Below are 25,730 nucleotides of genomic sequence, written 5' to 3'. Positions count from 1 at the left end.
TTTCAAACAGAGACTTCCGACGAAATTCTATACTGAATGTGTTTTAGCAAAAATCAAAATTAAAAAAAATGGATAGCCCGAAATCATATTATAAACAACATTCAGAAAAGTATAAATCTGAAGTCCAAAGATTATTCAAAAAAATGACAGCCTTAAGCATGTTGAGGTTATTGGTATTTTTTATAACAGGGTTTGGGATTTATTTTATGTTTCATTATTGGCAAGCTGCTGTTGTTATTGCTATTGTTGGGATTGCAGTATTTGTTTATTTATTATCAAAATACACCGATATAAAATCGCAAAGAAGCTTCAATAAAGCTTTAGCTGAAATAAATGAAGCAGAAATTAAAATAGCTTCAGGTGATTTTCATGGGCGAGATAAGGGCTTGCAGTTTCAAGATCCTAATCATTTTTATAGTTTGGATATTGATTTGTTTGGACGTGGTTCTTTTTTTCAATTTGTAAACAGAACAACTATTAAGGAAGGTACCCAAAAACTAGCGGATGCTTTAAAAGCAAATGACGTTAATGCTATTAAATTACGTCAAGAAGCGATCATAGAATTAAGTTCTAAACCAAAATGGAGGCAATATTATTCAGCGACATCAAGTTTGGTAGAAGTTGAAACACCTGCTAAAAATATTATAAGTTGGTTACAAAGCTATCATTCTTTTTTACCAAAAGTAATGCGATGGTTGCCAATAACTTTTATCATATCTTCAGTGGCAATATTTGTATTAACGTTTTTGGATTTTATAAACCCGGAGCTTATTGGGTATTGGTTGCTTTTAGGACTTGGAATTACGGGAGTTTATGTTAAAAAGACGAATGTTTTATCTTCAAATACAGATCGGGTTAAAGATACCTTTCGCCAATATGCTTTGTTATTGGACTTAATCGAGAACGAAACGTTTACTTCAGAATTATTACAGCAGAAACAGCAACAAATTCAATTAGATACTGAAAAAGCATCTCATATTTTTAAAAAGCTTTCAAAATCTTTAGATGCCTTAGATAATAGAAATAATATTATTGGTGCTATTTTCGGTAACGGGTTGTTTTTAACAGACTTAAAAAATAGCTATCATATTGAAAAATGGATTGAACAATATACGAATAAGGTTGCCGATTGGTTTGATGTTGTGTCGTTTTTTGATGCCTATAATTCATTAGGGAATTTTGCTTTTAATCACCCGAACTTTATATATCCGGAAATACAGGGAAAAGGAGAAACGGTTATTAATGCTAATAGTTTAGGACATCCTTTATTAGATAAAAGCAAACGAGTAGATAGTGATTTAACAATAGAAAATGAGCAATTTTTTATTGTTACTGGAGCAAATATGGCGGGGAAGAGTACATTTTTACGTACGGTGTCTTTGCATATTGTTATGGCCAATGTAGGACTTCCAATTTGTGCTGAAACGAGTAAATATTCACCAGTTAAATTAATTACCAGCATGCGAACAACAGATTCTTTAACAGATGATAGTTCGTATTTCTTTTCAGAATTAACACGTCTAAAATATATAGTTGACGCTATTGAAAAAGAGCCTTATTTTATCGTTTTAGATGAAATTTTAAAAGGTACAAATAGTACAGACAAGGCCATAGGTTCCAGAAAATTTGTTGAGAAACTAGTCGCTTCAAATGCGACAGGAATCATCGCAACGCACGATTTAAGCTTATGTGAAATTGAACAAGAGTTAGAAGATGTAAAAAACTACTATTTTGACGCCGAAATTATCAATGATGAGCTTCACTTCGATTATAAATTAAAAGCTGGAATTTGTCAAAACATGAATGCTTCCTTTCTTTTAAAGAAAATGAATATTGTTTAAACAATTTAACGAGGTTTAAAAGCACTTATATCAAATCAATTATTAGCGTTATTTTAACTCGATACATTGTTAGTTGATAATCAACTGATTAAGTGTTTTTATAAGAAAAATTGTCATTCCGAACGCTATCGAAAATAAAATATATTTTGTTTGAAGATATTAAGCGAAGCTTACGAGGAGGAATCTCATCCTTCTGAGATGTCTCGTCGCTCATGCTTCGCTCTGTCGACATGACAAAGCGCCGTTTATCAGAAATATAATCACTATTTGTCTATTGAAATTTATCTTGATTCACGTTATTATAAAGCCTTTTTTGAGATTAGTTGACCGTTCGAGCATTACTTTCACTACAAATTTTGTAGTGAAAGTAACAAGCTATGCCTGTTGGGGCTTTTAAACATCTTAATTTTTAAGATATTCCGTTTAGCTTAGCTAGTTATCTTCAATATAAAATATATTTTATATTTCGATAATACTCGGTGGGACAATTTTTAGTTTCCATTCTTATACCATTTTATTTTTGAATTTATAGTAAAAGAAATTTATTAAGGATTAGGTTCTATCGTTAATGTCCTTTCTGTTAAATTTGAAGGGATATTAATGTTCCAGCCACCTTCAGTTTTTATAAGGGAAAACCCTTTCCCTTGAGGAGATAACATAATTTTACTAAGGTCTAAATTATAAAATTTAGGAATAAAAATACTACTGGTACTTTTTACAGTTTCAATCCATTTAAAGGACGCTTTCTGTTTTTCAACATTAGTAGAATAAGTTGTTAAATTGCCAGCTATTGTTTTAGGGTAGGCTCTGCTTATAGCTTTTAAAAGTTCACTGTCATCTAAATGTGTGGTGAAATCCCAGTAGGTATCACTAGACAAGGATTTTTCGAAAAAACGAACCACTTGAAATGCAGATTGTAATGCCTTTCCGTTGGCACCAAAAGCACCCCATTCACCAATCATTATAGGCATTTTTAAACGTTTAGAGCTTTCTAAATGTCTGTCAAATATTAAATTTATTCTGTTATTGTTTGTAGTCGCTGCATCTGGTGTATCTACAACCAGATCGTACCCATGAGGTGCATAAACTAATTTGTCCTCATTAGAAATTCTTTCAATGCCTGTGTAAACACCCATATTTGAAGACATAGAAGTTTCTAAGAAAATAAGATGATTATTGTTTACCTCTCTAATAGCTTTGGTGGTTTTTGTGAAAAAAGGCATTAATATTTCTTTTTCAAAAGCATTGTAAATGGGATGCATAGCATCCACAATTTGTGCATAAAGGCTAGGATCTGAAATAAATTCTAGTATCTCCTTTCTACCATCTTGTGTAAGCCATTTACCAATCACGTCTTCTCCAGAAAGTATATCTCCTGTTTCTTGCGCATAAGCTTTTATAAAAGCTTCTACCATTAATTCCTGGCCTTTTATATTGCCCCAACCCATATTAGGTTCATTCATTAAATCAAAACCAATAACAGACGTATGATCTTTATATCTTTCAGCTAACATTTTCCACATGGTAATATAGTGATCCTGAACACCTATACCATCTTTAGCAGGTTTGTTATTCCAAAAATTGGTAACGGCTGTTTTTACAGCTGGACTTGTAAAATAGGCATCACTCCAAACAGGATTGTCTGATACATGAACTTCGCCATCGGTTAATGTAGCCCATTCTGGAGCACCATCGCTAAATAATTGACTATATAGATCCTGATGCATATCTAGAAACACATAGATGCCTTGCTCTTTGGCTAATTGAATTTGATAATCTAGATCTTTTAAATAGGCTTCGTCATAAACTCCAGGTTGGGGTTCTACACCTTGCCAAATAATCCCTAATCGGATACAGTTAAACCCCCATTTTGACATTAATTTGAAGTTTTCTGGATTCGAAAATCTTGTAGTATCAATTTTAGCACTTTTATTTACATAATTAATACCATGTAAAATAATCTGACTTCCATCTTCAGTTATAAACTTGTTATCTTTTACATTTACAAAATGGTCTTCTTTAACTTTTAGACTACAACTTTGAGTTAATAATATTAAGCTAATAGTTAATGCCTTTAATACTTTCATGCTTTATTTTAAATTAATTTTAAAATTTAAAAATAGAAAGTATGGTAATTATAATATACCAGTATTAGTAAAAAGGGGTATAAATGCTCTATTTGGGGTAAACGGATATGGAATTATTTGTGCAAACCATTTAATCGAGGTTTAAAGTTTTATTTGATGAGCTTATACTAAATAAACTTCAAAATATTAATTAGTAAATTTTATGGCCTCGATCATTTTTAGTGCGTTCTTATCATCTGGTTTTAAACTCAACACTTTGTAATAGTTTTTTAAGGCTTCATTGATGTTTTTAGTTTTAAAATAGGCCTCACCCAGACTGTCATATACGTTGTGTTTATATGGAAATATTTTAGTGTTTAAATCAAAAACATATAAAGCTTTTTTTGTTTGGTTAGAACTTAAGAGTGAATAACCATATGTGTTCAATTCTCTACTCCCTTTTACAAGCTCAGCCAATTTAGACACTAATACGAGCTCTTCTAACTTTAAATCATCTATGGTTTTAGAATTGAGTTGGTGATCTATATAATTAACGGCCATATAGTTTGAGCTATATGTCTCATTAGAAACAATCTTAAGCATATCGCGTTCTAAAGTTTCTTTTGGGGACTCTACAATCCTATTAACTTCTTTGCCATCTTTATAAAAAATAAAAGTTGGTACGCGATGTATGTTTAGGCCTTTCTCTTCATGATTTGGACTTTGCTTATAGGCTTCAGTAGTTCTATTAACGGCCACTACTTTTAATCGGTTTTCTGGAAAATTAGCAGCATCTAAAACTTTATAAAACCTCGGAACTTCTCGTTTGCTATCACCACACCAAGTGCCTAAAAAAACCTTGACTTCATAATCTTTTAAAGCATTTTTTAAAAGCTTTACAACTTTTGTATTAACTAAGTAATTACTATGGTTTTTAGAAAACCAATCGTTAAAACTGTTTTTTGTTAATCCATGTCTATTTATTTCACCAAGCAAAAGCTCGTTTCCTTTCTTATCTAGAGAAAGACTATTTAATGTTTGAGAAAATCCAAAATGCAGGTTAAGTAAAATGATTAAAAGGGTGACTGTTCGTTTCATGATTTTGATTGTTTTAAACCAAAAATAGATAACCATATCATGCGATTCCAGAAAAACGGATAGGTTGCTTAATTAATAATGCGAATGATAATAGTCTATTTATAAACTGCATTTTTGACGTTTGTAACTACAAAACGGATTTTTGTACATATTCTTTGATAGTTATAGCTTTTCTGTTTACTTTCATTTAGTATAATGACTTTTGTAAAAAAACATAGCTCACAAATTTTAGTTCACATCCTATTCTGGATGTTGTTTGTATTTGTATCATTGTTTTTGTTTTCAGATTTTTATTGGAAAGAAAATCCCTTTCTCCAGTACCTCATACTTTTAGTTATTATAGTTTATGGAAACAATTTTTTACTGCTTCCGTTTTTTGTTAAGAAGAAAATGTACCTGCTTTACACGCTTGTATTTGCAACCATTTCATTTTTAGCAACACAATTATATTGTTATTCATTTGCTAAATGTGGATGTACTATTGTTAAATGTTTAAGTGATTATTTATGGCAATCACTAGTACCTTTAATTTTCTTTTCCTTTATATGGATACTATATCGCTTTATTGATAAAGAAAATGAGATTGAAGCCATTAAGAAGGAGCATGTTGAAATGGAATTGAAGTTTTTGAAATCGCAGATAAACCCACATGTGTTGTTTAATAACCTAAATACCATTTATTCTTATTCATTAGAAAATCCAAATGAGGTTCCAGAGATGATTTTAATGTTGTCTGATAACCTTAAACATGTACTGTATGAAAGTAATTCTAAAACAATTTCTTTAGAAAAAGAGATTCAGTTTATAGATAACTACATGAAATTTCAAAAAATTAGAACAGAAGGTGTTAAACAAATTCATTACAAAAAAGAAATTGATTTCAATAAATACCAAATAGCACCACTACTTTTAATAACCATTATAGAAAATGCTTTTAAGCACAGCACATTACATAGCGATATTTCTATTTCTATTAGGGTTAAAAATGGTATTTTAGAATGTGTTTGTGAAAATGATTATGATAAAGAAAAAGTAAGTACAACCGATTTTAGGATTGGTTTACAAAACCTGGAGAAAAGGCTAGAGCTTATTTATAAGGATGCTTATGAATTTAGAATCGATAAAGGTGAAAATTTTAAGGTGCATTTAAAACTTAATTTATAATAGAATAATGTCCCTCCGAGCTTAGTCGAAAGGCTCGACCAGATAATTAAAACGTAAATGATGAATTGTGTTATTATAGAAGATGAAATTCCCGCTCAAAAAATCTTAAAGAATTTTATAGGCAAAATACCAAGTCTTAATTTAGTTGAGACCTTTAAAGCAGCGATTGAAGCGAATTCATTTTTAAATACGAATAAAATGGATGTCATTTTTTTAGATATTAATTTACCAGATATGTCTGGATTAGACTTTATAAAAACGGTTAAAAATCCACCAGCAATTATAATGACCACAGCATATCCGGAGTATGCGGTAAGTAGTTTTGAATTACCAACGATTGTTGATTATTTGGTAAAACCTTTTTCTTTCGATCGATTTTTAAAAGCAATTAATAAAGCAAAAGACAGAATAGAGATACCAGAAAGTACATTGGAGGAAGACAATGATGAAACCATTTTTTTAAATGTAGATAAGACCCTGCATAAACTTATTTTGAGTTCTATATTATACATTGAATCTGATAGAAATTACATCACTGTAGTCACCGAAACTCAAAAACTATCCTATATAGATTCGTTAAAAAACTGGGCAGTAAAACTTCCAGAAACCCAATTTATTCAAGTCCATAAATCATACATTATAAACAGTAAATTTGTCGATAAGATTTCTGGTAATACCATTTTTGTAATGGCTAATAAGATTCCCATTGGCAGAACTTATAAACAAGAACTATTAAGAACATTAGGGGTATAGACTTTCAAATCATTCCAACGCTTTTCATTAGTATGAATTTGTAAGTTGTTATATTTACATTGGTTAACAATTGAATATATATGAAATTTAGAAAAGCTACAAAAAAAGACATTCCTATGATAGTAGGAATGCTTGCCGATGATGAACTTGGAAAGGCAAGAGAAAATTTTCAGATGCCATTACCGACTGAATACTTGCAAGCATTTTCTAGAATTAATTCTGATGAAAACCAAGAGTTGATAGTTGTAGAGGATGAAAGTTCCGAAATTATTGGAACCTTACAGCTTACGTTTATTCAATACCTTACCTATCGTGGTGGGATTAGAGCTCAAATTGAAGCCGTTCGAATTAAAAAAGAGAAAAGAGGATTAGGCATTGGAAAAGCGATGTTTGAATGGGTCATTAATAGAGTAAAAGAGCGAAAGGCACATCTTTTACAATTAACCACTGATAAAAAAAGACCAAAAGCAATTAAGTTTTATAATGATTTGGGGTTTGTTCAATCTCATGAAGGTATGAAGATGCACTTTACTTATAATTAAATTAGGAATTATTAGATATTAAAATATGCAGCACCCATCCAAGCTTCCTAATGTAGAAACTACTATTTTTTCAATGATGAGTCAGTTGTCTAATGAGCATAATGCCATTAACTTGTCTCAAGGGTTTCCAAATTTTGACAGTGACCAAAAATTAACTGATTTAGTTAGTAAGGCCATGAATTCAGGGTACAACCATTATGCGCCTATGGCCGGAAATTTAGAACTAAGAGAAGCTATTGCTAAAAAAATAGAGTTATTATACAATACAAGCTATCATCCAGAAACCGAAATAATGGTTACTGCTGGAGCAACTCAAGCTATTTTCACCATTATTACAACATTTATAAACCCAGATGATGAGGTTATCATTTTTAGACCAGCTTACGATTGTTACGAACCAGCCATAACGCTTAACGGGGGTAAAACGATTTCAATTCAATTAGAAGCACCGGGTTTTAGTGTGGATTGGAATGCTGTAAAAACCGAGGTGAATCGTCGAACAAAAATGATTATTATCAATACACCACATAACCCTTCAGGTACGGTGTTCTCCAAAGAAGACATGCAGCAATTAGAAGCAATCACTAGAAATACTAACATTATTGTGCTGAGTGATGAGGTTTACGAGCATATGATTTTTGATGCCGAAAAACACCAAAGCGTCTGTTTATTTCCCGATTTAAAATCACGGAGTTTTGTAGTGGCATCTTTTGGGAAAACGTTTCATAATACAGGTTGGCGAGTGGGCTATTGTTGCGCACCAAAAGAATTGATGGAAGAATTTATGAAAGTACATCAATTTAATGTCTTTTGTGTGCATCATCCAACACAAAAAGGCATTGCAGATTATATGCAAGAGCCCAGCCATTATTTAAATTTGCCTGATTTTTATCAAGAGAAAAGAGATTTGTTTTTAAACCTTATTAAAGATTCCAGGTTTAAATTTATACCATCAAAAGGCACCTATTTTCAAGTGTTGGATTATTCAGAAATCACTAAAGAATATGATGTTGATTTTGCGAAACGATTAACGATTAAATCTGGAGTGGCTTCCATACCGTTATCAGTTTTTAATAGTCATAATTTAGATCATAAAGTACTTCGGTTTTGCTTTGCTAAGACGGATGATACTTTAAGAAAAGCTGCTGAGATATTAAACCGTATTTAAATGATGCAAGAAACCCTTAAAATAGCCTTAATTCAATCTGATTTAGTTTGGGAAAACCCTAAACAGAATCTTGAGAATTTTTCTAAAAAAATAGACAACATTTCAGAAGTCGTTGACTTGATTATACTTCCAGAAATGTTTACAACTGGTTTTACCATGAATGCAAAAGATATTGCTGAACCTATGGATGGAGAAACAGTTGAATGGATGCAATCCATAGCGTCGAGATTAAATACAGCCATTGTTGGTAGTCTTGTTGTTGTAGAAGAAAACAACTATTATAACCGCTTGCTTTTTGTGGAGCCATCAGGAGTTGTTCAGCATTACGATAAGCGACATACCTTTACATTGGTTGGAGAGGATAAAATATATACAGCAGGTGCTAAAAAGATTATTATAGATTATAAAGGTTGGAAGATTTGTCCGTTAATTTGTTACGATTTACGTTTCCCGGTTTGGGCAAGAAATACTGAAGATTATGATATGTTATTTTATGTAGCTAACTGGCCAAAACCAAGAATCTCTGCCTGGGATGCTTTGTTAAAAGCGCGTGCTATTGAGAATATGAGTTATTGCATTGGTGTAAATCGCGTTGGTATGGATGGTGTTAATAGTGAATATTCAGGGCATTCTGCAGCATATGATGTACTGGGAAATAGAATCACTTCCATAGAAGCTGGTAAGGAACAAACTCAAATAGTCGTTTTAGAAAAAAGACATATTGAAGCTTACCGAAACAAACTTAAGTTTTTAGACGATAGAGATATGTTTACTCTGAAGTAAACTGAAGCGTTTCATCTTCACCCCAATCCGCTCTAATTTCCATTTCTTTAAAATGACTAACACGTTCTGGCTGAGTTCTTTTAAGATAACTCCCTGTGTCATACTTTTTGTTGCCATTAGTGTCATGTATAACACGAATGTGATAAGTGCCAGGAGGTAAATTTAAAAATTCTACAGGATCAGCGTTTTCAACGAACTTTTCAAATTCTACATTTTCATCATTATCAGTTAGTTGTATGATAACTGGAAACTTAGCATTTACTAATGTAAAACGAGCATAACCAAAATCAGACGCTTTTTTTGTTTTAAGAGAATAATTTAAAGTATCATTTTTATCATCAAAAAAATCTACAAAAGTTTCAGGAAGTATTTGAATATTATATGCATTGTCTAGTTTCTTATCAAAATTAAAGATATACGTGTTTGTAATAGTATCAAAGTCAGTAGTAAAATCAATTTGAATAGAATCTTTATCGATGAGTCTAATTTTAGAAGTATCTATGCTAGTAAAAGGTGTACTACCAGCAATTCTAAAAGGTTCATCATAACGAATGGTGCCAGATGGCGATGCTTGAATTACTAAAGTGTCTCTTTTTTGCTCGCTAATTCTTACCGTATAGTCTTTTTCAAGAGTAGGATGTGTTACCTTAAAGAGTAGTGAGTCAACCTCAAGACGTGGATTGTACCAATACAAAAGACTGTCTGCTTTCGGGTCTTTTGTGACGCGGTATTCAAACTCAGGAGGTGTCTCAGATATGATGTTAATAGCCATACCCTTGTAATCACCTTCATACCCAAAAGCAATTTTTTCACCAGATAATAATCGAGGTCTGGTAGTCTTAAAATCTAATGCTTCTGAAAACAATTTTAAAGTATAAGTGGAATCTGTGGGTACATCAATAAAGTCTTTATAAAATGCGATTTGATCTGTTTTTTGTTGAAACTTATTGTCGCCATTATTATCTTTTAAAGCGATGAGCATGTACTTCCCTTCTTTAAGATTTTCAATAGAAAACGTCGTAACACTATCTAAAGTGTTGGTGATATATTTAGGGTTTTCTTTATAAATAATGGAATCGTTAAAAGTAGAATCCACTTCGTATAAAACCACCGAAACGAAAGTTTCTGGTTGTTTTTTTAAAGCATCTACTATATTGCCATTTACACTAAGGGAATCGATATAATCACCCGTTGATAGCACATATCTGTAATATGGATAGGGGTTTCCTTCATTATTATCGGTAATACTATTTCCAAAGTTAAAGGCATATGTCGTATTGGGTTGCAGCGTATCGTGGATTTTAATAGTAATATATTTACTTGCACCACCCAAAGGTGTCACTTCAGGTTGTGTTTCCATTGGCGGCGAAATAATGAGCTGCTTTTGCAAGTCTTTAATTTTAACATATTCGTCAAAATAGATCTTTATTTCGTTACCACTAAAATGGGTTGAATAATTTTCTGGAATAGACTTAATAATGATTGGAGGATCTTCATCTTTTGGGCCTCCACCAGGTGTGCCTCGATTAGCACAGTTTATAAAAAGGACGCTTATAAAAACGACTAAAATAAAATTTGAAAGGGTTTTATTCATTACCAATTTTAAATTTTGCACAAACCTACATAATTTAACTCAAAATATGTGCTAGAAAGCCGTTATGAAGGTAAAAACTACAATAAAATATGACTTTTTATAAGTTTTAGCATAATATCTATTATGGTTAAACTTTAAAAAGTAGTGAAACATTATATTTTGCAGTAGTTTTAAGGTGCAATAGGTTTTCTAGTGCATACTTTGAGTTTATAGATATAACGGTTAATACCAATTCAACATTGTAATATCATGGCTAATTTATTTAGTTCACTATTTCCTATTTTTAAAATTAGGAGTTCGTGAATCTACGATTTCTTTTTCATTTTATGTCTTCATAAAGGAATGTGCCCAGCTTGTCTGGGTATATACCGTAGTTATAGCTCAATGTTATTAAGTTAAGGATAAAACCTATCAATACTGTCATTCCGACAAAGGAGGAATCTCATAATTTGATTTATTTAATGGGATTTCTCCTATGGTCGAAATGACAATGAAATTACTTAATTTAATGATATTGACCGCTAAGCTATTGCCATAGTGGCTATGCTTATTTTTATGTTTTTTGCTTGATTTAATACCGTTATACAGGCTTCTAAAGTAGCACCAGTAGTCACAATATCGTCTACCAACAGGATATGTTTGTTTTCAATAGTTTCAGAATTAGTAAGTGTAAATAATTCGTCACTAGCATTCCAGCGTGCCAATCGTTTTTTATTGACCTGCGATTTTGAAGCTGTTACTTTTAGAAGTACATCGGCTTTATAGTCTGCTTTTATAGCCTTAGCAATTTGTTGTCCAAATTTTGCGACTTGATTAAAACCTCTTTTTTTAAGCTTCTTTTTATGAAGCGGTACGGGAATCACAAGATCAATAGGTTTATACGCTTCTATATTTTTTAATTCGCCACCCAGCCAATTTCCAAGAAAAAAACCAATGTTTTCGTAACCTTTATATTTTAATCCATGAATGAGTTGTTGAACAATCCCTTTTTTTTCAAACCGAAAAAGCGCCGTTCCAACTTCAATTTTTGCACGTCCATAAAAGACTTTTGTAACGGTGTTGTCATTGTTAAAATGAAAATTTGTAACCGGTAAATCATGTCTGCAATCTGTGCAGAGAGTATTTTCATTATCATTTAATAGGTTGAGGCAAGCATAACATATTTTTGGAAAGAATAAGTTGACTATTGGTTTGAGCATTTGTTTAAGAAAATTATGCTTTGAATAACTAGGCTAGTACTTTTCGTAGTATCCCTTGTTGTAAATAGTTTTTTATTTCAATATATGTTTCGAAACATCTTCAGGCCAAATGACAAATTTACCATATTGTCCACTTTTTTCAATTCCGCCAATTTCCTTACCTCTTTTAGTAGTTATCCAATCATCACCTTTCTTATACATCAATTTGTTGTCAGTAAACCAATTATTTATTTTGCGACTACTCAAACTCGTTAATTGCGATAATTCTTTTGTTGTCAAAAGTTTTGATTTTGAATTATCTTTAGTTTTTACAATTTCAGAAACTGTCTTTTCAGATTTCTTTTCAATTTCTTTATCAACTTTTTTTACTGAAACTCTAATCTCTTCACTTATTGTTAAAAGTCTCTGAACTTCCTGAGAAATATCGTTATATAGGTCTGCGTCCTTTTCCTTCGTGACGTGAATTCCCATTTCGTCATTATTTTGTTGAGAAAAAGAATATAAATTCATTGAAGTCACAATCGCTTCATTTTCATTTATATAACATTTAGCGTGAAGTGAATTGCAAAGACTTGTTCTAATTCCTATTTGAGTTTCAAGCCAATTACTTTCTTCAACTTGAAGTTTGTTTTCTCGGTAAATAATCCGAATATCTCGTTTTTGAATATTCAGGTTTTCTAAATGGTCTTTAACTCTCTTATGAAATTGAAGATATGGACTTATTAAAATTAGTCGGTCTTTTGTGTTTTTTATGAGTTCCTCTAAATGATATGATATGCCTGTTGTGTTTAAAAATTTCGCCATTTTTATTACAGTTTTTCTGTTTTCTTAAATTGTTTACAACAAGTGTATAAGCACTAGTGTCTTTAGATCTAAAATAGATCCAATATAATGAGTTTCTCTAAAATACGTAAAGAATTATCTTACAATATAGGATTTTTCCTTTAAATAATTGTAGTCTCTCCTAGACCTTAATATTCATAATTAATTCTCATATCATAAAAAATTTATTAAGAATAGTATTATAATTTGTAGATTTGATAATACACTATAACCTAACCTATTCATGAAAAAGCACCTACTATTTAGTATCACCCTATTATTAATATGTAATAAAACCTATACTCAAAACGCTCAAGAAGTTGCGGGGTCAGACGCAATTACCTTTATTACAATTGAATCTGACAAAAAAGCTGTTGCTAAGGAAATAGCACAATTTAGATCTAAAGAATATATCATTAATCATATAATAGGTAGAACAAACGGAAAAGATATTCAATTTGAAACTGAAAGTTTAGCTTCAGATGATAGTTCAGGTTTAGTTTCAATTGCCTTTAATTGTAATGAACTAAATGAAAAAGGCTTGCTTCTTGCTTTTTTTGGACCTAATACAGACACAAATGGACAATTAAAGGATGCATATGGATTTAGGTATATTCCTCTAAAAAAGGCGCAAGATTTATTTATGAGAATAGATAAAGTCCAAGATGATAATAAAAAATATATGTCCAGTGATAATGACGTTAACAACGTTTTTATAGAATTTGAGGATATTAAATTCATTATTTATAGAGATGATGGTGAACAAATAAGAGTTTTTTGGAATGGCTTTCAGATTGTTTGGGAAAGAGCTGCTTTTGATAGAAGTAAAAGACGATTAAAGAAATGGTTTGATTAATATATTAACTTTATATTAATTCTAGATTTAAGGTCAAACCAAGACCAGAACCATAGTTTCTAACCTCTAACGATACTTATTTTAAAGTAATAAAACATCAATAGCTAAAAAAATGCTTACCCATGGTTATTTTTTAGTAAAGAACCCCCTTAGTTTAAAGCGGTTTTTTATTTTTGCAGCATGGCAAATCAAGACGATCAATTTAAGAAGGTTATTTCGCATGCGAAAGAGTATGGTTATGTATTTCAAAGTAGTGAAATATATGATGGATTAAGTGCAGTTTACGACTATGCGCAGAATGGTGCAGAGTTAAAGAAAAACATACGCGATTACTGGTGGAAAGCGATGGTCCAGATGAATGAAAATATTGTAGGTATAGATGCCGCTATTTTTATGCACCCAACCACATGGAAAGCTTCTGGTCACGTAGATGCTTTTAATGACCCGTTAATTGATAACAAGGACTCTAAAAAACGTTATCGTGCCGATGTTCTAGTTGAAGAGTTTAGAGAAAAAATATCTGAAAAAATAGAAAAGGATATTAGTAAAGCAAAAAAACGTTTTGGAGATACCTTTGATGAACAACAATTTAGAGAAACCAATCCAAATGTAGTTCGTCGCCAAAAACAGATAGATAAAATTACAGAACGTTTAACTAAAGTTCAAGAGGAAGGAGATTTAGAGGGATTTAAACAATTAATATTAGATTTAGGAATAGCATGTCCTGTTTCAGGAAGTAAAAACTGGACTGATGTTAAGCAGTTTAACCTTATGTTTGGTACCAAACTTGGTGCTTCAGCAGAATCTGCGATGGATTTGTATTTACGCCCTGAAACAGCACAAGGTATTTTTGTGAATTTTTTGAATGTTCAGAAAACGGGACGTATGAAGATTCCATTTGGAATTGCGCAAACAGGTAAGGCTTTTAGAAATGAAATTGTAGCCAGACAGTTTATTTTTAGAATGCGTGAGTTTGAACAAATGGAAATGCAATTTTTTATAAAACCCGGTACTCAAAAAGAATGGTACGAGCATTGGAAAGAACATAGAATGAAATGGCATTTATCCTTAGGCATGGGTGCAGATAATTATCGTTTTCACGATCACGAAAAATTGGCTCATTATGCCGATGCTGCTGCCGATATTGAGTTTAAATTCCCATTCGGTTTTAAAGAATTAGAAGGGATTCATTCACGTACAGATTTCGATCTAAAAGCACACGAAGAATATTCAGGAAAGAAATTGCAGTATTTTGATCACGAAGATAATGCGAGTTATACACCATACGTTTTAGAAACTTCTATTGGTCTAGACCGCATGTTTTTAGCTGTATTTTCTAATTCGTTACAAGAAGAAACATTAGAAAATGGAACCACACGTACTGTTTTAAAATTACCAAGTGTTTTAGCACCGGTGAAAGCTGCTATCTTACCATTGGTTAAAAAAGATGGTTTACCAGAGGTTGCCCGTAAAATTGTAGACGATTTGAAATGGGACTTCAACGTCATTTATGATGAAAAAGACGCCGTTGGAAGACGTTACAGGAGACAAGATGCTAACGGAACACCATTTTGCATCACTGTAGATCATGATACATTAGGAGATAATACGGTTACCATTCGACACAGAGATACCATGGAACAACAACGTGTTAAGATTGAAGATTTAAGAGGGATCATTAAACAAGAAGTAGATGTGCGCTCTTGGTTAATGAAAATGTAACAAATAAATTCCTTTGAAAAAAGGAATCTCAAATTTTATGTCATTCAGAGCATTCCGACAGTTGTCGGAGTCGAAGAATCTCTCTATTGTTATGTTAATAAGGAAAACCAAAGATCATATAGCTAATACGTTTATATATTTATTCGTAAAAAAAGAACAGTTTTAGATTTTTCAGTCGTTTCCCCTTCTGAATGACAAAATATATTACTTTTTAGACAGCCTCGCCGTTTAAATCTTTATTTGCCTATTAATTTGCTGGTCTAAAGAAATGATAGATTCTGTTCTTAAAACACCTGCTATGGTTTGAATTTTGTTATTTAATAATAGCATTAAATGGTTGTTGTTATAAGCTAACATTTTTATAAAAATATTCCAGTCGCCAGTGGTGTAATGACATTCTAAAACTTCGGGAACTTTCTTTAAAGCTCTAATAACATCTTCATTATCCGCAGCTTTTTCAAGATAAATACCAACAAAAGTCATGGTAGAGTAGCCTAAAACTTTTGGATCGATAATAAACTGTGAACCAGAAATAAGCTTAGACTTCTCTAATTTTCGTAGGCGTTGATGAATAGCGGCACCAGAAATACCAACATGACGTGCAATTTCTAAAATAGGTGTTCTAGCATCTGCCGTTAACGCACGTAGAATTTTTTTGTCGATACCATCTATTATTATAGGCTTACTTTTAGACTTCATTAGTTGCATTTTAAAACATAAAAATAACTATTTGATTTCAAATTGAAACTATTTGACAAGATTATCTGCTGAGTTATACTTTATAACCAGAGTTTAATCAATAAAAGAATTATGTATAGCTATTATGTTAAATAAGCGAAAAGATTTTCAATGCGTCTCCTCGAGCACAGTCGAGAGGTTGTTAATTTTTAATAGATCAAAAGATCTCGACTTTAGTTTGTCTTAAGCAAAAAAAATCGAAATTATATTTATATTAATGGAATCGCGAATGTAATAACCAAATATTAATTGTTCAAAGGATTATAGCCTAAGTAAGGCACTTCTTTTTCATTAAAAGTCACACCAAAAGTTTCTAGCTCTTTTAAAATAGGTTCATAAATTTCTTTAGTTATAGGGATTTGAACACCGGGCGTGGTGATCTTTTTGTTAAGAATGGCAAGTGTAGCCATAGCAACAGGCAAGCCCACCGTTTTTGCCATAGCCGTATAAGTTTGGTCTTCGCCTAAAACGACCATATTGGCATCTATTTGATATTTTTTACCATCTTTTTCGTAACCGAATTTATGATACATAACAATCATATCTTTATCATCGGTATCAAGCGTCCAGCTATCCATGAGTATTTTTTGAAGTATTTGTGCTGGGGTTGCTTTTTTAAGACCTACCTTTTTTTCAGCATTAAAAATATCGAGTTCTACAAGTTTATCCCACATAATATCATCTTGATCAATTTTAAGCGCGTGCCTTAATTTTAATTCTACAGAATCAGTAGGGCTGTAAGTTAAAAAAGCATTTACAAAATCACGATAACTCATATTTTCGCTATCATCTATAGTATAGCTATCATCAGTCATTCCTAATGTGACGAAAATATTCCATGCGCGACTAAAACCGACACGCCTCATGGTACCTCTATATAATGTTTTAACATTATCAAGCCCATAAACATTCTGATACTTTAGAGAATCTCTATTTGCATAAACTTCGAAACGCCCAAAACCCTCAATGTCTAAAAATTCAGTGCGTCTAAACAAATGGTTATAAGGTATATATTTATAAGTGCCTTCTTGTAAAAATTTTGCTGCTCCGCCTTGTCCCGCAGTGACTACATTTCTGGGGTTCCAGGTAAATTTATAATGCCATAAGTTATTATCACTTTCGGGAGCTACTAAACCACCCGTGAAAGATTCAAACAAGATTATTTTTCCACCGTTGTTGCGGATACGATCTAAAACCTGCATCGCACTCATATGATCTATACCTGGATCGACGCCAATTTCATTCATTAGTACAAGTCCTTTGGCTTTTGCATCCTCATCTAAAGCTTGCATTTCTGGACTTACATATGATGCAGTAACCATATGTTTTCCCAATAAGACACAATCTTTAGCGACCTCAATATGAAAACGGGCAGGTAGCATAGATACTACAATATCAGCATCTTTTATAGCGTTGGTACGAGATGTTTCATCGAAAATATCCAGTAACATGGCTTTAGCATTTTGATGGTTGCCAATTAATTTTTTTGCCGTGTTAAGGTTTAAATCGCCAACAGTAATAAAAAGATTTTCTGAAGCCGATTTATCCAATAAATATTTTAGAAGACTGGAAGCCGATTTTCCTGAACCAATGACTAAAATTTTTCGCATAATGAAGAATTGTTAATTAGTTTTGCAATGACGAATTTAATAAATACATTAGGTATTTATAGCTATAAAGAAACACATATTATGAACAAAAAAATATTAATTACAGCATCAATTTTTGGGCTATTGGCTGTTGTTTTTGGAGCATTTGGAGCACATGCATTAAAAGAATTAATTACAGTTGAAGCACAGCAAACTTTTGAAACAGGGGTGAGATATCAGATGTATCATGCTATTTTACTATTATTTATAGGTTGTACTGGATATATTCAACAAAAAACTAAGAAAGTCTTATACTATTTAATCGTATTGGGAATCATTTTGTTTTCAGGATCTATTTATGGACTAGCAACAAATTTGTTAACAACTTTTGATTTTAAAACCATTGGTTTTATAACTCCAATAGGGGGTTTACTTCTAATTTTAGCATGGGGATTCCTGTTTATGAATTTCTTAAAAATGGCATCTAAAAACGACAATTAATAATAAATAGTTTAAAATAATTGTCTTAATTTTGCGCAATAAATAATTTTATAACAAATTATGGTAAACTATAATCAAGTTACGAAAACGATTTCGTTGGAGGCATACGGAATAAAAAATGCCAAAGTCAAGTATCAACTTTCGCCAGAACAACTTCATGATATTACTGTTGAAAAAGGCTTAGGGTTAGAAGCTTCATCTGGAGCTTTGGCTGTTAATACAGGTGAATTTACAGGACGTTCTCCAAAAGACCGGTTTATTGTTAAAGATGATATAACACAAGATCGTGTTTGGTGGGGAGATATCAATATCCCATATGAAGCAGATAAGTTTGATGCATTATATAATAAGGTCGTTGACTATTTGTCTAATAAGGAGGTTTTTGTGAGAGATAGTTATGCCTGCGCAGATGAAGATTATAGGTTGAATATTCGTGTTATTAATGAATATCCATGGAGTAATCAATTTGCTTATAATATGTTTTTGCGGCCAAAAGATGATGAGCTAAAAGATTTTGACCCAGAGTGGACAGTAGTTAACGCACCAGGCTTTATGGCAAATCCTGAAGTAGATGGTACGCGTCAACATAATTTTGCCATTTTAAATTTTTCTAAAAAAATAGCATTAATTGGTGGTACAGGGTATACGGGTGAAATTAAAAAAGGCATTTTTTCTGCTCTTAATTTTATACTTCCAGTATTTAAAAATACATTACCAATGCATTGTAGTGCTAATGTAGGCAAAGAAGGCGATACAGCTATTTTCTTTGGATTATCAGGTACAGGAAAAACAACCTTATCTACAGATCCAAATAGAAGTTTAATTGGAGATGATGAACATGGTTGGACTGCAGAGAATTCAGTGTTTAATTTTGAAGGCGGATGCTATGCTAAGGTTATCAATCTTTCTAGAGATAGTGAACCAGAAATATATGATGCTATTAAAAAGGGAGCGATTCTGGAAAATGTTATTTTAGATAAAGATGGACACGTAAATTTTGAAGATACTTCCATTACCCAAAATACAAGAGTTAGCTATCCAATTGAGCATATTGAAAATATTCAAGTGCCTTCAACTGGTAAAAACCCTAAAAATATTTTCTTTTTAACAGCGGATGCTTTTGGAGTATTACCTCCAATATCTAAGTTAACACCTAGTCAGGCGGCTTATCATTTTATTTCAGGGTACACAGCAAAAGTAGCAGGAACAGAAGCTGGGGTTAAAGAACCACAACCATCCTTTTCGGCATGTTTTGGAGCGCCTTTTATGCCATTACATCCGGCTAAATATGCGGAAATGTTAAGTAAAAAAATGAAAGACTCCGGAGTTAATGTATGGTTGGTAAATACTGGTTGGACAGGTGGCCCTTACGGTGTTGGTACAAGAATGAAATTAAAATATACAAGAGCAATGATTAGCGCTGTGTTAAATGGTGATTTAGGTTTATATAACTATGATGATTATCATATACATTCTGTTTTTGGTGTAGCACAACCTAGAGAATGCCCAGGCGTACCGACAAGTGTTTTAAGTCCTAGAGCTACTTGGAATGACGATGAAAAATATTATAAAACAGCTTTTAAATTGACTAATGCGTTTCGTGAGAATTTCAAAAAATTCGAAGCCCATTGTAATGAGGAGATCAGACGTGGCGGCCCGCAGCGTTATGCTTTTTAATATAAGCGGTTAAATAAAATAAAAAAGGGATGATTTTTTAAATCATCCCTTTTTCTTTATGAGTTTTATAAGGATATTAAGTTATTTTCCTTTATTAACTTTATCAATATATTTCTGTAAAGCCATGGTCATTGAAGGCGTTTCTGGAGTCGGAGCAGCAATATCTACTCGCAACCCTTTTTCTTCTACGGCTTTTATCGTCGTATTTCCAAAAACTGCAATTCGTGTGTCGTTTTGTTTGAAATCTGGAAAATTATGAAATAAAGATTCTATCCCAGAAGGGCTGAAAAATACTAAAACATCATAATACACATTAGCTAAATCGGATAAGTCGCTAACCACTGTTTTGTAAAATGTAGCTTGTTTCCAATTAATGCCTAGAGCATTTAACATTTCTGGAACTGCCGGTTTTACTTTATCCGTATTAGGCAATAAGAATGTTTCTTCTTTATACTTTTTAATTAATGGAGATAATTCTGAAAACGTACGTTTACCAACATAAATTTTACGCTTTCTATATACCACATATTTTTGAAGATAGAAAGCTACAGCTTCAGACTGACAGAAATATTTCATAGAGTCTGGAACTTTAAATCGCATTTCTTCTGCAATTCTAAAAAAGTGATCTACAGCATTTCTACTAGTTAGAATGATGGCTGTGTAGTTATTCAAATCTACTTTTTGTTGCCTAATATCTTTTGCAGATACACCTTCAACATGAATAAAAGGTCTGAAATCTATTTTTACCTTTTGTTTTTCTTGTAAATCAAAGTAGGGTGAGTTCTCTATTTTGGGTTCAGGTTGAGATACTAGAATTGTTTTTACTTTCATACTGGTAAGTAGTTTGTTCTCTATTATTTGGTAATAAACACCTTATATAAAATGATGTAAGGTGAGATTTCGAGAGTGCAAAGATACAAAATAAAATAAAAATAATTGCGTTTTATTAAACTTTGATGTGTTTTAAAAGAAGTAATGAGGCCAACAATATTCACAATTAACAATAAAATAATTATCAAATATATAATTGGTAAAGACGGTTTAAAACTAAATAATAACAAGGCGTTTATAGGGAGTAATAAAATACCTAAGTAATTTTTATAGCTAATTTTCTGAAATAGGTATTGATCTATTAACTTATCAATTTCAAAAATGCTTCCAATAAGTCTTTCAATAAGAACCTTTATCAAAATAAAAACACCAATGCTAAAAGTTAGTTTAAACATCGTGTCTATTGAAAGTAGCTGATTATCAGTAATGTGTTGGTAAACAATAAAGCTAAAAACAGATAGGGAAAGAATTAAGTTGCCAAATAATAGGGCATCAAATTGATCGAGGAATTTTTGATCTCTGGAATAAATTTTAAGGTATTTAGAGTTTCCCAGAACGAATATAAAATCATCAAAACGCTTAGGAGAGTTCAACTTTGCGATAGCTACAATAAGTAGCCCAGCAACTAACAAAACTGTATATAATTCATTTGATATAATATCCCGAAGCATGCTATAAAATTATTATAATTATTAACACTACGCTTATAATTATTAAAGAATATTTAAAGAAGTGGTTTAAACTACCCAGTCAAGCTGAGCACATGTTTTTATAATTGGCTGTAAAATGTCCTTTCATTCCCATATTTTGTCTTTTTATTACTCCGTAGCGGCACTATGCAGCTCAAAAAAGCCTTCAATTGGGAATAAAATTACTATTTTTCGCTTCAATCAAAAAAGTTTAAACCACTTCAAAAAAATAAACGGTTATTAATGTACATTTGCTAAAATTTAATAAAATTAACGAATGAACGATACGGTTGTTATCATTCCAACATATAACGAGATAGAAAATATTGAAGCTATTGTAAAGGCTGTCTTTTCTCAATCGGACAACATTCATATCCTTATTGTTGATGATAATTCACCAGATTTAACAGCTTTAAAAGTAAAAGAGCTTCAAGCCGATTTTCCAGAGAGATTGTTTTTAGAAACACGAAAAGAAAAATCGGGGCTAGGAACTGCTTATATTTATGGTTTTAAATGGTGTTTGAATAAGACTTATAAGTATATCTTTGAAATGGATGCAGATTTCTCACATAATCCAAAGGATTTAATAAAACTGTATAACGCTTGTCATATAGATGATGCAGATTTATCTATTGGCTCTAGATATGTAAAAGGTGTAAATGTTGTTAACTGGCCAATGAATCGTGTCCTTATGTCTTATTGTGCATCAAGGTATGTGCGTATTATTACTGGTATGAGAATTCATGATACTACAGCAGGTTTTGTTTGTTATAAACGGCATGTGCTTGAGACAATAAACTTAGATACTATAAAATTTATTGGTTATGCGTTTCAAATTGAAATGAAATTTAAGGCCTATCTAAAGAAGTTTAAGATTATTGAAGTACCAGTTATTTTTACAGATAGAACAAAAGGAGAATCAAAACTAAGTTCAGGGATTATTTCTGAAGCCGTTTTTGGAGTTATTTCTATGAAGTTAAAAAGTTTTTTTAAAAAATAAAAACGTATATGAAATCGAAATCAATACTTATTAAGAATGCAAATATTGTAAATGAAGGCGTTATTTTTAATGGAGATATCTTAATTGAAGGGGAATTTATTAAAGAGATAAGTCATTCAATAAGTGTTAAATCTGCCGATGTGATTGTTATAGATGCCGAAGGGAAGTATTTATTACCTGGAGCTATTGATGATCAAGTGCATTTTAGAGAACCAGGATTAACTCATAAAGGTAATATAGAAACAGAATCTAAGGCAGCTATTGCTGGCGGTATTACCTCTTTTATTGAAATGCCTAATACAAATCCTCAAACGACAACTATTGAGAAATTAGAAGAGAAATTTGAAACAGCTTCAAAAACGTCCTCTGCTAATTATTCGTTTATGTTTGGGGGAACCAATGATAATTTAGATGAAATTTTAAAATTAGATATAAACCAAGCTGCTGGTCTAAAATTATTTTTAGGTTCTTCAACAGGTAATATGTTGGTTGATGATCTTGAAGTGTTGGAGAAAATTTTTGAAAGCACTGATATGCTTATTTCTGTTCATTGTGAAGATGAGGCAACTATAAAAAAGAACTTTCAAGAGCACATTGATACGTATGGAGATGATATACCTATTAAATATCATCCTACCATTAGAAGTGAAGAAGCCTGCTATTTGTCATCTTCAAGGGCTATTGAGTTAGCAAAAAAAACAGGAGCAAGGCTGCATGTGTTTCATCTTTCAACAGGAAAAGAAACCAATTTGTTTAGTAATAAAATACCTTTAAAAGAAAAAAGAATTACATCAGAGGTTTGTATACATCATTTATGGTTTAGCGATGAAGATTATGATAAGAAAGGCACTTTTATAAAGTGGAATCCAGCGGTAAAAACTAAAGAAGATAGAGCCCAATTATGGGAGGCTTTATTAGATGATAGAATTGATGTTATAGCTACCGACCATGCGCCACATACTTTTGAGGAAAAGAAAAACGTTTATACTAAAGCACCATCTGGTGGTCCGTTGGTACAGCATGCGTTACCTGCCATGTTAGAAATGTATCATAAAGGTAAAATTTCTGTGGAAAGAGTGGTTGAAAAAATGTGTCATAACCCAGCCATTTTATTTCAAATTGAAAGAAGAGGTTTTATTAAAGTAGGCTACTATGCAGATTTGGTATTAGTAGATTTAAATAACCCATGGACTGTGAATAAAGATAATATTTTATGTAAATGCGAGTGGTCTCCTTTTGAAGGAGCGACCTTTAAATCTAGAATTACACATACATTTTTAAATGGTAGTTTAGTGTATGAAAATTCTAAATTCAATAATGTGAAAGCTGCTAAACGATTAACTTTTAATAGATGATTTTAAAACGACTTACCATATATTTAAGTATTATTTTACTTGCTTCAGCTTGTTATAATTTAGATAAACCAAAGAAACCGGATAATTTAATATCTAAGGAGAAAATGGTTGATATTTTAATTGACGCTAAAATAATAGCATCGGCAAATTCTGTAAACAGAAAAATAATGGAAGATCATGGCGTTAAATTAAACACCTATGTTTATACAAAACATAATATAGATAGCTTGCAATTTGCTTTGAGCAATGAATATTATGCATTTCATATAAAGGATTACGAAGCTATTTATATTAAGGTTAAAGATAGCTTAGAATTACTTAAAGTTAAGTTTGAAGAAGAGGAAGAGAAAGAAAGAATAGAGGAAGAAAAAAGAATAACAGATTCACTTAAATTGCTATTTACAGAAAAGGATTCTCTAAGTTTAATAAAAATTAAAGATTCATTAAAAGTATTGACAGTAAAAGATTCAATAACAGAAATGTTAATAGAGGAAAGACTTGAAGAAATAAGAGGTTTGATTGAACCTATTTCAGATAAAGATCACCAATAGTGGCAATCGTTTCATCAATAGATTTAAACTTGTAATCTAAAACCTTTTTAACTTTTTTATTATTGTATTTGGTTTCTGTTGATAGGGAAATAACAATATGCCTTGTTAATTGTCTTCGTTTACCTGTTAATTTAGTTTTTAACCAATCTAATTTCCAGGCCAATTTTAATAACCAACTACTAATCATTTTTTCTGGAGGCTTCACATGAACCGATTTAGATAAAGTCTGTAAAAACTGTTTATAGGTCCAATGTTCAGCAACTAATACGAAGCGCTCATTTATTATGTCACTTTTTGTAAGTGCTATCATAATGGATACCACATCTTCAATAGCTATAAGCGCAATGGTTCCAGATGTGTAATACTTAAAACCCTTATGTGCTTTTTTAAATAAACTTCCAGTTCCATAACGCCAAATGCCAGCACCTAAAATAACGCCAGGATTAACAATTACAACATTTAGGCCTTCTTGAGTAGCACGCCAAACTTCCATTTCTGCACCATACTTTGTAATAGCATAAACATTATGATCATCTTCAGGGTTCCAAACAGTATCTTCTGTTATTTCTTCGTTATTAATAGTGCGCCCTAAAGTTGCAATAGAACTTACATAACAAAGTTTACTAATCGTATTTGATAAACAGAGGTTTACAATATTTGCAGTACCTTCAATATTTGTTTTCCGTAGTATTTGATATTTATCTGGTTCAAAAGATACGAATGCAGCACAATGATATACATAAGTAACATGTTTAAATGCTTCAGATAAAGCGGGAATATCTAAGAGGTCTGCCTTTACCCATTCGATCTCTTTAAAAAGAGGCTCGTAGTTGGACGTATACGTAGCAAAAACAGATTTTACATTAGCAAGTTTGCGTTCTGTTCTATAGATAGCTCTAACTTTCTCGTTATTACTGACAAGCTTATAAAGTAAATGAGAGCCAACTAAACCCGTACTTCCTGTTACTAAAATCATGCAACGAAAGTAATAAATATTTAGTGACTGGTCGGAAACAGACTAATTTTCTAAAAAGAAACTTTTTTAATTTTGCTATGTTTCCGACCAGACACTATTTAAGAGTACTTAGATTCAAAATGTTATGATTTATTACTTAGATTTTCATTTTTGCAGAAATGAATTGTGCATAAGCCGGAGAATGGCCATAAGAATTGAAATCGAGGACATTTAAA

23 protein-coding genes are annotated in these 25,730 nt (G+C 31.7%); 13 read left to right on the top strand and 10 right to left on the bottom strand.

The annotated features are described in order from the left end of the window. Nucleotides 1-68 precede the first annotated feature (68 nt). Nucleotides 69-1,841 (top strand): MutS-related protein, encoded by a 1,773-nt coding sequence (locus Q4Q47_RS06025; protein WP_303305748.1) that lies wholly within the window; start codon nt 69-71, stop codon nt 1,839-1,841. A 545-nt stretch (nt 1,842-2,386) separates the two neighbouring features. Here the strand turns inward: Q4Q47_RS06025 and Q4Q47_RS06020 are convergent. Both Q4Q47_RS06020 and Q4Q47_RS06015 read right to left on the bottom strand, forming a co-directional pair. Beyond that, nucleotides 2,387-3,928: a glycoside hydrolase family 5 protein gene (locus Q4Q47_RS06020; protein ID WP_303305747.1), complete on the bottom strand. Its 1,542-nt coding sequence runs from the start codon at nt 3,926-3,928 to the stop codon at nt 2,387-2,389. A 186-nt stretch (nt 3,929-4,114) separates the two neighbouring features. Beyond that, entirely contained in the window at nt 4,115-5,005 is an 891-nt protein-coding gene (locus Q4Q47_RS06015) for a thioredoxin domain-containing protein (protein WP_303305746.1), read from the bottom strand. A gap of 390 nt (nt 5,006-5,395) precedes the next feature. Between Q4Q47_RS06015 and Q4Q47_RS06010 the strand changes: the two genes are divergently transcribed. The 5 genes from Q4Q47_RS06010 (at nt 5,396) to Q4Q47_RS05990 (ending at nt 9,415) form a co-directional block, all read left to right on the top strand. Further along, nucleotides 5,396-6,169, top strand: coding sequence for a sensor histidine kinase (locus Q4Q47_RS06010; RefSeq protein WP_303305745.1), 774 nt, complete (start codon nt 5,396-5,398; stop codon nt 6,167-6,169). A 57-nt stretch (nt 6,170-6,226) separates the two neighbouring features. Then, nucleotides 6,227-6,922 (top strand): LytR/AlgR family response regulator transcription factor, encoded by a 696-nt coding sequence (locus Q4Q47_RS06005; protein ID WP_303305744.1) that lies wholly within the window; start codon nt 6,227-6,229, stop codon nt 6,920-6,922. A gap of 80 nt (nt 6,923-7,002) precedes the next feature. Further along, nucleotides 7,003-7,464 carry a GNAT family N-acetyltransferase gene (locus Q4Q47_RS06000; RefSeq protein WP_303305743.1) on the top strand — a complete coding sequence of 154 codons (462 nt, stop codon included), beginning with the start codon at nt 7,003-7,005 and terminating at the stop codon, nt 7,462-7,464. A 25-nt stretch (nt 7,465-7,489) separates the two neighbouring features. Further along, complete coding sequence (locus tag Q4Q47_RS05995; protein WP_303305742.1) at nt 7,490-8,632, top strand: methionine aminotransferase; 1,143 nt, start codon at nt 7,490-7,492, stop codon at nt 8,630-8,632. A 3-nt stretch (nt 8,633-8,635) separates the two neighbouring features. Further along, a complete protein-coding gene (locus tag Q4Q47_RS05990) occupies nt 8,636-9,415 on the top strand; it encodes an amidohydrolase (RefSeq protein WP_303308446.1) in 780 nt (259 codons plus the stop codon). Here the strand turns inward: Q4Q47_RS05990 and Q4Q47_RS05985 are convergent. The 3 genes from Q4Q47_RS05985 to Q4Q47_RS05975 all read right to left on the bottom strand — a co-directional run bounded on the left by Q4Q47_RS05985 (nt 9,402) and on the right by Q4Q47_RS05975 (nt 13,012). Next, on the bottom strand, nt 9,402-11,009 hold the full coding sequence (locus Q4Q47_RS05985) for an Ig-like domain-containing protein (protein WP_303305741.1): 1,608 nt from the start codon (nt 11,007-11,009) through the stop codon (nt 9,402-9,404). The two genes, Q4Q47_RS05990 and Q4Q47_RS05985, sit on opposite strands and share 14 nt — an antisense overlap. A 521-nt stretch (nt 11,010-11,530) precedes the next feature. Continuing rightward, a complete protein-coding gene (locus tag Q4Q47_RS05980) occupies nt 11,531-12,208 on the bottom strand; it encodes a ComF family protein (RefSeq protein WP_303305740.1) in 678 nt (225 codons plus the stop codon). Nucleotides 12,209-12,280: 72 nt separating this feature from the next. Beyond that, the gene (locus Q4Q47_RS05975) at nt 12,281-13,012 is read right to left on the bottom strand and encodes a phospholipase D family protein (RefSeq protein WP_303305739.1); all 732 of its coding nucleotides are present in this window, start codon (nt 13,010-13,012) and stop codon (nt 12,281-12,283) included. Nucleotides 13,013-13,274: 262 nt separating this feature from the next. Here Q4Q47_RS05975 and Q4Q47_RS05970 point away from each other — a divergent pair, with 262 nt between their 5' ends. Beyond that, nucleotides 13,275-13,886: a hypothetical protein gene (locus Q4Q47_RS05970; protein ID WP_303305738.1), complete on the top strand. Its 612-nt coding sequence runs from the start codon at nt 13,275-13,277 to the stop codon at nt 13,884-13,886. A 180-nt stretch (nt 13,887-14,066) separates the two neighbouring features. Beyond that, entirely contained in the window at nt 14,067-15,608 is a 1,542-nt protein-coding gene (locus Q4Q47_RS05965) for a glycine--tRNA ligase (protein ID WP_303305737.1), read from the top strand. A gap of 228 nt (nt 15,609-15,836) precedes the next feature. On the opposite strand, the gene Q4Q47_RS05960 is transcribed toward Q4Q47_RS05965, so the two are convergent. Further along, nucleotides 15,837-16,307, bottom strand: a complete 471-nt coding sequence (locus tag Q4Q47_RS05960; protein ID WP_303305736.1) for an Lrp/AsnC ligand binding domain-containing protein — start codon at nt 16,305-16,307, stop codon at nt 15,837-15,839. A gap of 284 nt (nt 16,308-16,591) precedes the next feature. Further along, nucleotides 16,592-17,956 carry a saccharopine dehydrogenase family protein gene (locus Q4Q47_RS05955; protein ID WP_303305735.1) on the bottom strand — a complete coding sequence of 455 codons (1,365 nt, stop codon included), beginning with the start codon at nt 17,954-17,956 and terminating at the stop codon, nt 16,592-16,594. 81 nt (nt 17,957-18,037) lie between these two features. Between Q4Q47_RS05955 and Q4Q47_RS05950 the strand changes: the two genes are divergently transcribed. Continuing rightward, nucleotides 18,038-18,436, top strand: coding sequence for a DUF423 domain-containing protein (locus tag Q4Q47_RS05950; protein WP_303308445.1), 399 nt, complete (start codon nt 18,038-18,040; stop codon nt 18,434-18,436). A gap of 60 nt (nt 18,437-18,496) precedes the next feature. Continuing rightward, nucleotides 18,497-20,113, top strand: coding sequence for a phosphoenolpyruvate carboxykinase (ATP) (gene pckA / locus Q4Q47_RS05945; RefSeq protein ID WP_303305734.1), 1,617 nt, complete (start codon nt 18,497-18,499; stop codon nt 20,111-20,113). 81 nt (nt 20,114-20,194) lie between these two features. Here pckA and Q4Q47_RS05940 read toward each other — a convergent pair whose 3' ends face one another. Both Q4Q47_RS05940 and Q4Q47_RS05935 read right to left on the bottom strand, forming a co-directional pair. Beyond that, on the bottom strand, nt 20,195-20,944 hold the full coding sequence (locus Q4Q47_RS05940) for a uroporphyrinogen-III synthase (protein WP_303305733.1): 750 nt from the start codon (nt 20,942-20,944) through the stop codon (nt 20,195-20,197). 23 nt (nt 20,945-20,967) lie between these two features. Beyond that, the gene (locus Q4Q47_RS05935) at nt 20,968-21,615 is read right to left on the bottom strand and encodes a DUF4271 domain-containing protein (protein WP_303305732.1); all 648 of its coding nucleotides are present in this window, start codon (nt 21,613-21,615) and stop codon (nt 20,968-20,970) included. Nucleotides 21,616-21,910: 295 nt separating this feature from the next. On the opposite strand from Q4Q47_RS05935, the gene Q4Q47_RS05930 reads away from it, so the two are divergent. The 3 genes from Q4Q47_RS05930 to Q4Q47_RS05920 are packed head-to-tail and all read left to right on the top strand — an operon-like array spanning nt 21,911 to nt 24,539. Further along, nucleotides 21,911-22,633 (top strand): polyprenol monophosphomannose synthase, encoded by a 723-nt coding sequence (locus Q4Q47_RS05930; RefSeq protein WP_303305731.1) that lies wholly within the window; start codon nt 21,911-21,913, stop codon nt 22,631-22,633. 8 nt (nt 22,634-22,641) lie between these two features. Beyond that, the gene (locus Q4Q47_RS05925; RefSeq protein WP_303305730.1) at nt 22,642-23,988 is read left to right on the top strand and encodes a dihydroorotase; all 1,347 of its coding nucleotides are present in this window, start codon (nt 22,642-22,644) and stop codon (nt 23,986-23,988) included. Beyond that, entirely contained in the window at nt 23,985-24,539 is a 555-nt protein-coding gene (locus Q4Q47_RS05920) for a DUF4296 domain-containing protein (protein WP_303305729.1), read from the top strand. Before Q4Q47_RS05925 ends, Q4Q47_RS05920 begins: the two co-directional genes overlap by 4 nt. Here the strand turns inward: Q4Q47_RS05920 and Q4Q47_RS05915 are convergent. Then, nucleotides 24,514-25,515 carry an NAD-dependent epimerase/dehydratase family protein gene (locus tag Q4Q47_RS05915; RefSeq protein WP_303305728.1) on the bottom strand — a complete coding sequence of 334 codons (1,002 nt, stop codon included), beginning with the start codon at nt 25,513-25,515 and terminating at the stop codon, nt 24,514-24,516. The two genes, Q4Q47_RS05920 and Q4Q47_RS05915, sit on opposite strands and share 26 nt — an antisense overlap. Nucleotides 25,516-25,730: the final 215 nt, after the last annotated feature.

The organism is Flavivirga spongiicola, from assembly GCF_030540825.1.
GTDB classification, from domain to species: domain Bacteria; phylum Bacteroidota; class Bacteroidia; order Flavobacteriales; family Flavobacteriaceae; genus Flavivirga; species Flavivirga spongiicola.
Note: the sequence above shows the minus strand (reverse complement) of the source record. Positions and strands in the feature narration are given on the sequence as shown.

What these genes read in the sequence shown, in the direction of transcription:
- Q4Q47_RS06005 (WP_303305744.1), top strand. Translation starts at nt 6,227, where the DNA reads ATGATGAATTGTGTTATTATAGAAGATGAAATTCCCGCTCAAAAAATC.
- Q4Q47_RS05925 (WP_303305730.1), top strand. Translation starts at nt 22,642, where the DNA reads ATGAAATCGAAATCAATACTTATTAAGAATGCAAATATTGTAAATGAA.
- Q4Q47_RS05950 (WP_303308445.1), top strand. Translation starts at nt 18,038, where the DNA reads ATGAACAAAAAAATATTAATTACAGCATCAATTTTTGGGCTATTGGCT.
- Q4Q47_RS05975 (WP_303305739.1), bottom strand. Translation starts at nt 13,012, where the DNA reads ATGGCGAAATTTTTAAACACAACAGGCATATCATATCATTTAGAGGAA.
- Q4Q47_RS05995 (WP_303305742.1), top strand. Translation starts at nt 7,490, where the DNA reads ATGCAGCACCCATCCAAGCTTCCTAATGTAGAAACTACTATTTTTTCA.
- Q4Q47_RS05930 (WP_303305731.1), top strand. Translation starts at nt 21,911, where the DNA reads ATGAACGATACGGTTGTTATCATTCCAACATATAACGAGATAGAAAAT.
- Q4Q47_RS05980 (WP_303305740.1), bottom strand. Translation starts at nt 12,208, where the DNA reads ATGCTCAAACCAATAGTCAACTTATTCTTTCCAAAAATATGTTATGCT.
- Q4Q47_RS05990 (WP_303308446.1), top strand. Translation starts at nt 8,636, where the DNA reads ATGCAAGAAACCCTTAAAATAGCCTTAATTCAATCTGATTTAGTTTGG.
- Q4Q47_RS06015 (WP_303305746.1), bottom strand. Translation starts at nt 5,005, where the DNA reads ATGAAACGAACAGTCACCCTTTTAATCATTTTACTTAACCTGCATTTT.
- Q4Q47_RS05935 (WP_303305732.1), bottom strand. Translation starts at nt 21,615, where the DNA reads ATGCTTCGGGATATTATATCAAATGAATTATATACAGTTTTGTTAGTT.
- Q4Q47_RS06025 (WP_303305748.1), top strand. Translation starts at nt 69, where the DNA reads ATGGATAGCCCGAAATCATATTATAAACAACATTCAGAAAAGTATAAA.
- pckA (WP_303305734.1), top strand. Translation starts at nt 18,497, where the DNA reads ATGGTAAACTATAATCAAGTTACGAAAACGATTTCGTTGGAGGCATAC.
- Q4Q47_RS05985 (WP_303305741.1), bottom strand. Translation starts at nt 11,009, where the DNA reads ATGAATAAAACCCTTTCAAATTTTATTTTAGTCGTTTTTATAAGCGTC.
- Q4Q47_RS05970 (WP_303305738.1), top strand. Translation starts at nt 13,275, where the DNA reads ATGAAAAAGCACCTACTATTTAGTATCACCCTATTATTAATATGTAAT.
- Q4Q47_RS05955 (WP_303305735.1), bottom strand. Translation starts at nt 17,956, where the DNA reads ATGCGAAAAATTTTAGTCATTGGTTCAGGAAAATCGGCTTCCAGTCTT.
- Q4Q47_RS05940 (WP_303305733.1), bottom strand. Translation starts at nt 20,944, where the DNA reads ATGAAAGTAAAAACAATTCTAGTATCTCAACCTGAACCCAAAATAGAG.
- Q4Q47_RS05960 (WP_303305736.1), bottom strand. Translation starts at nt 16,307, where the DNA reads ATGAAGTCTAAAAGTAAGCCTATAATAATAGATGGTATCGACAAAAAA.
- Q4Q47_RS05965 (WP_303305737.1), top strand. Translation starts at nt 14,067, where the DNA reads ATGGCAAATCAAGACGATCAATTTAAGAAGGTTATTTCGCATGCGAAA.
- Q4Q47_RS06020 (WP_303305747.1), bottom strand. Translation starts at nt 3,928, where the DNA reads ATGAAAGTATTAAAGGCATTAACTATTAGCTTAATATTATTAACTCAA.
- Q4Q47_RS06010 (WP_303305745.1), top strand. Translation starts at nt 5,396, where the DNA reads ATGTACCTGCTTTACACGCTTGTATTTGCAACCATTTCATTTTTAGCA.
- Q4Q47_RS05915 (WP_303305728.1), bottom strand. Translation starts at nt 25,515, where the DNA reads ATGATTTTAGTAACAGGAAGTACGGGTTTAGTTGGCTCTCATTTACTT.
- Q4Q47_RS05920 (WP_303305729.1), top strand. Translation starts at nt 23,985, where the DNA reads ATGATTTTAAAACGACTTACCATATATTTAAGTATTATTTTACTTGCT.
- Q4Q47_RS06000 (WP_303305743.1), top strand. Translation starts at nt 7,003, where the DNA reads ATGAAATTTAGAAAAGCTACAAAAAAAGACATTCCTATGATAGTAGGA.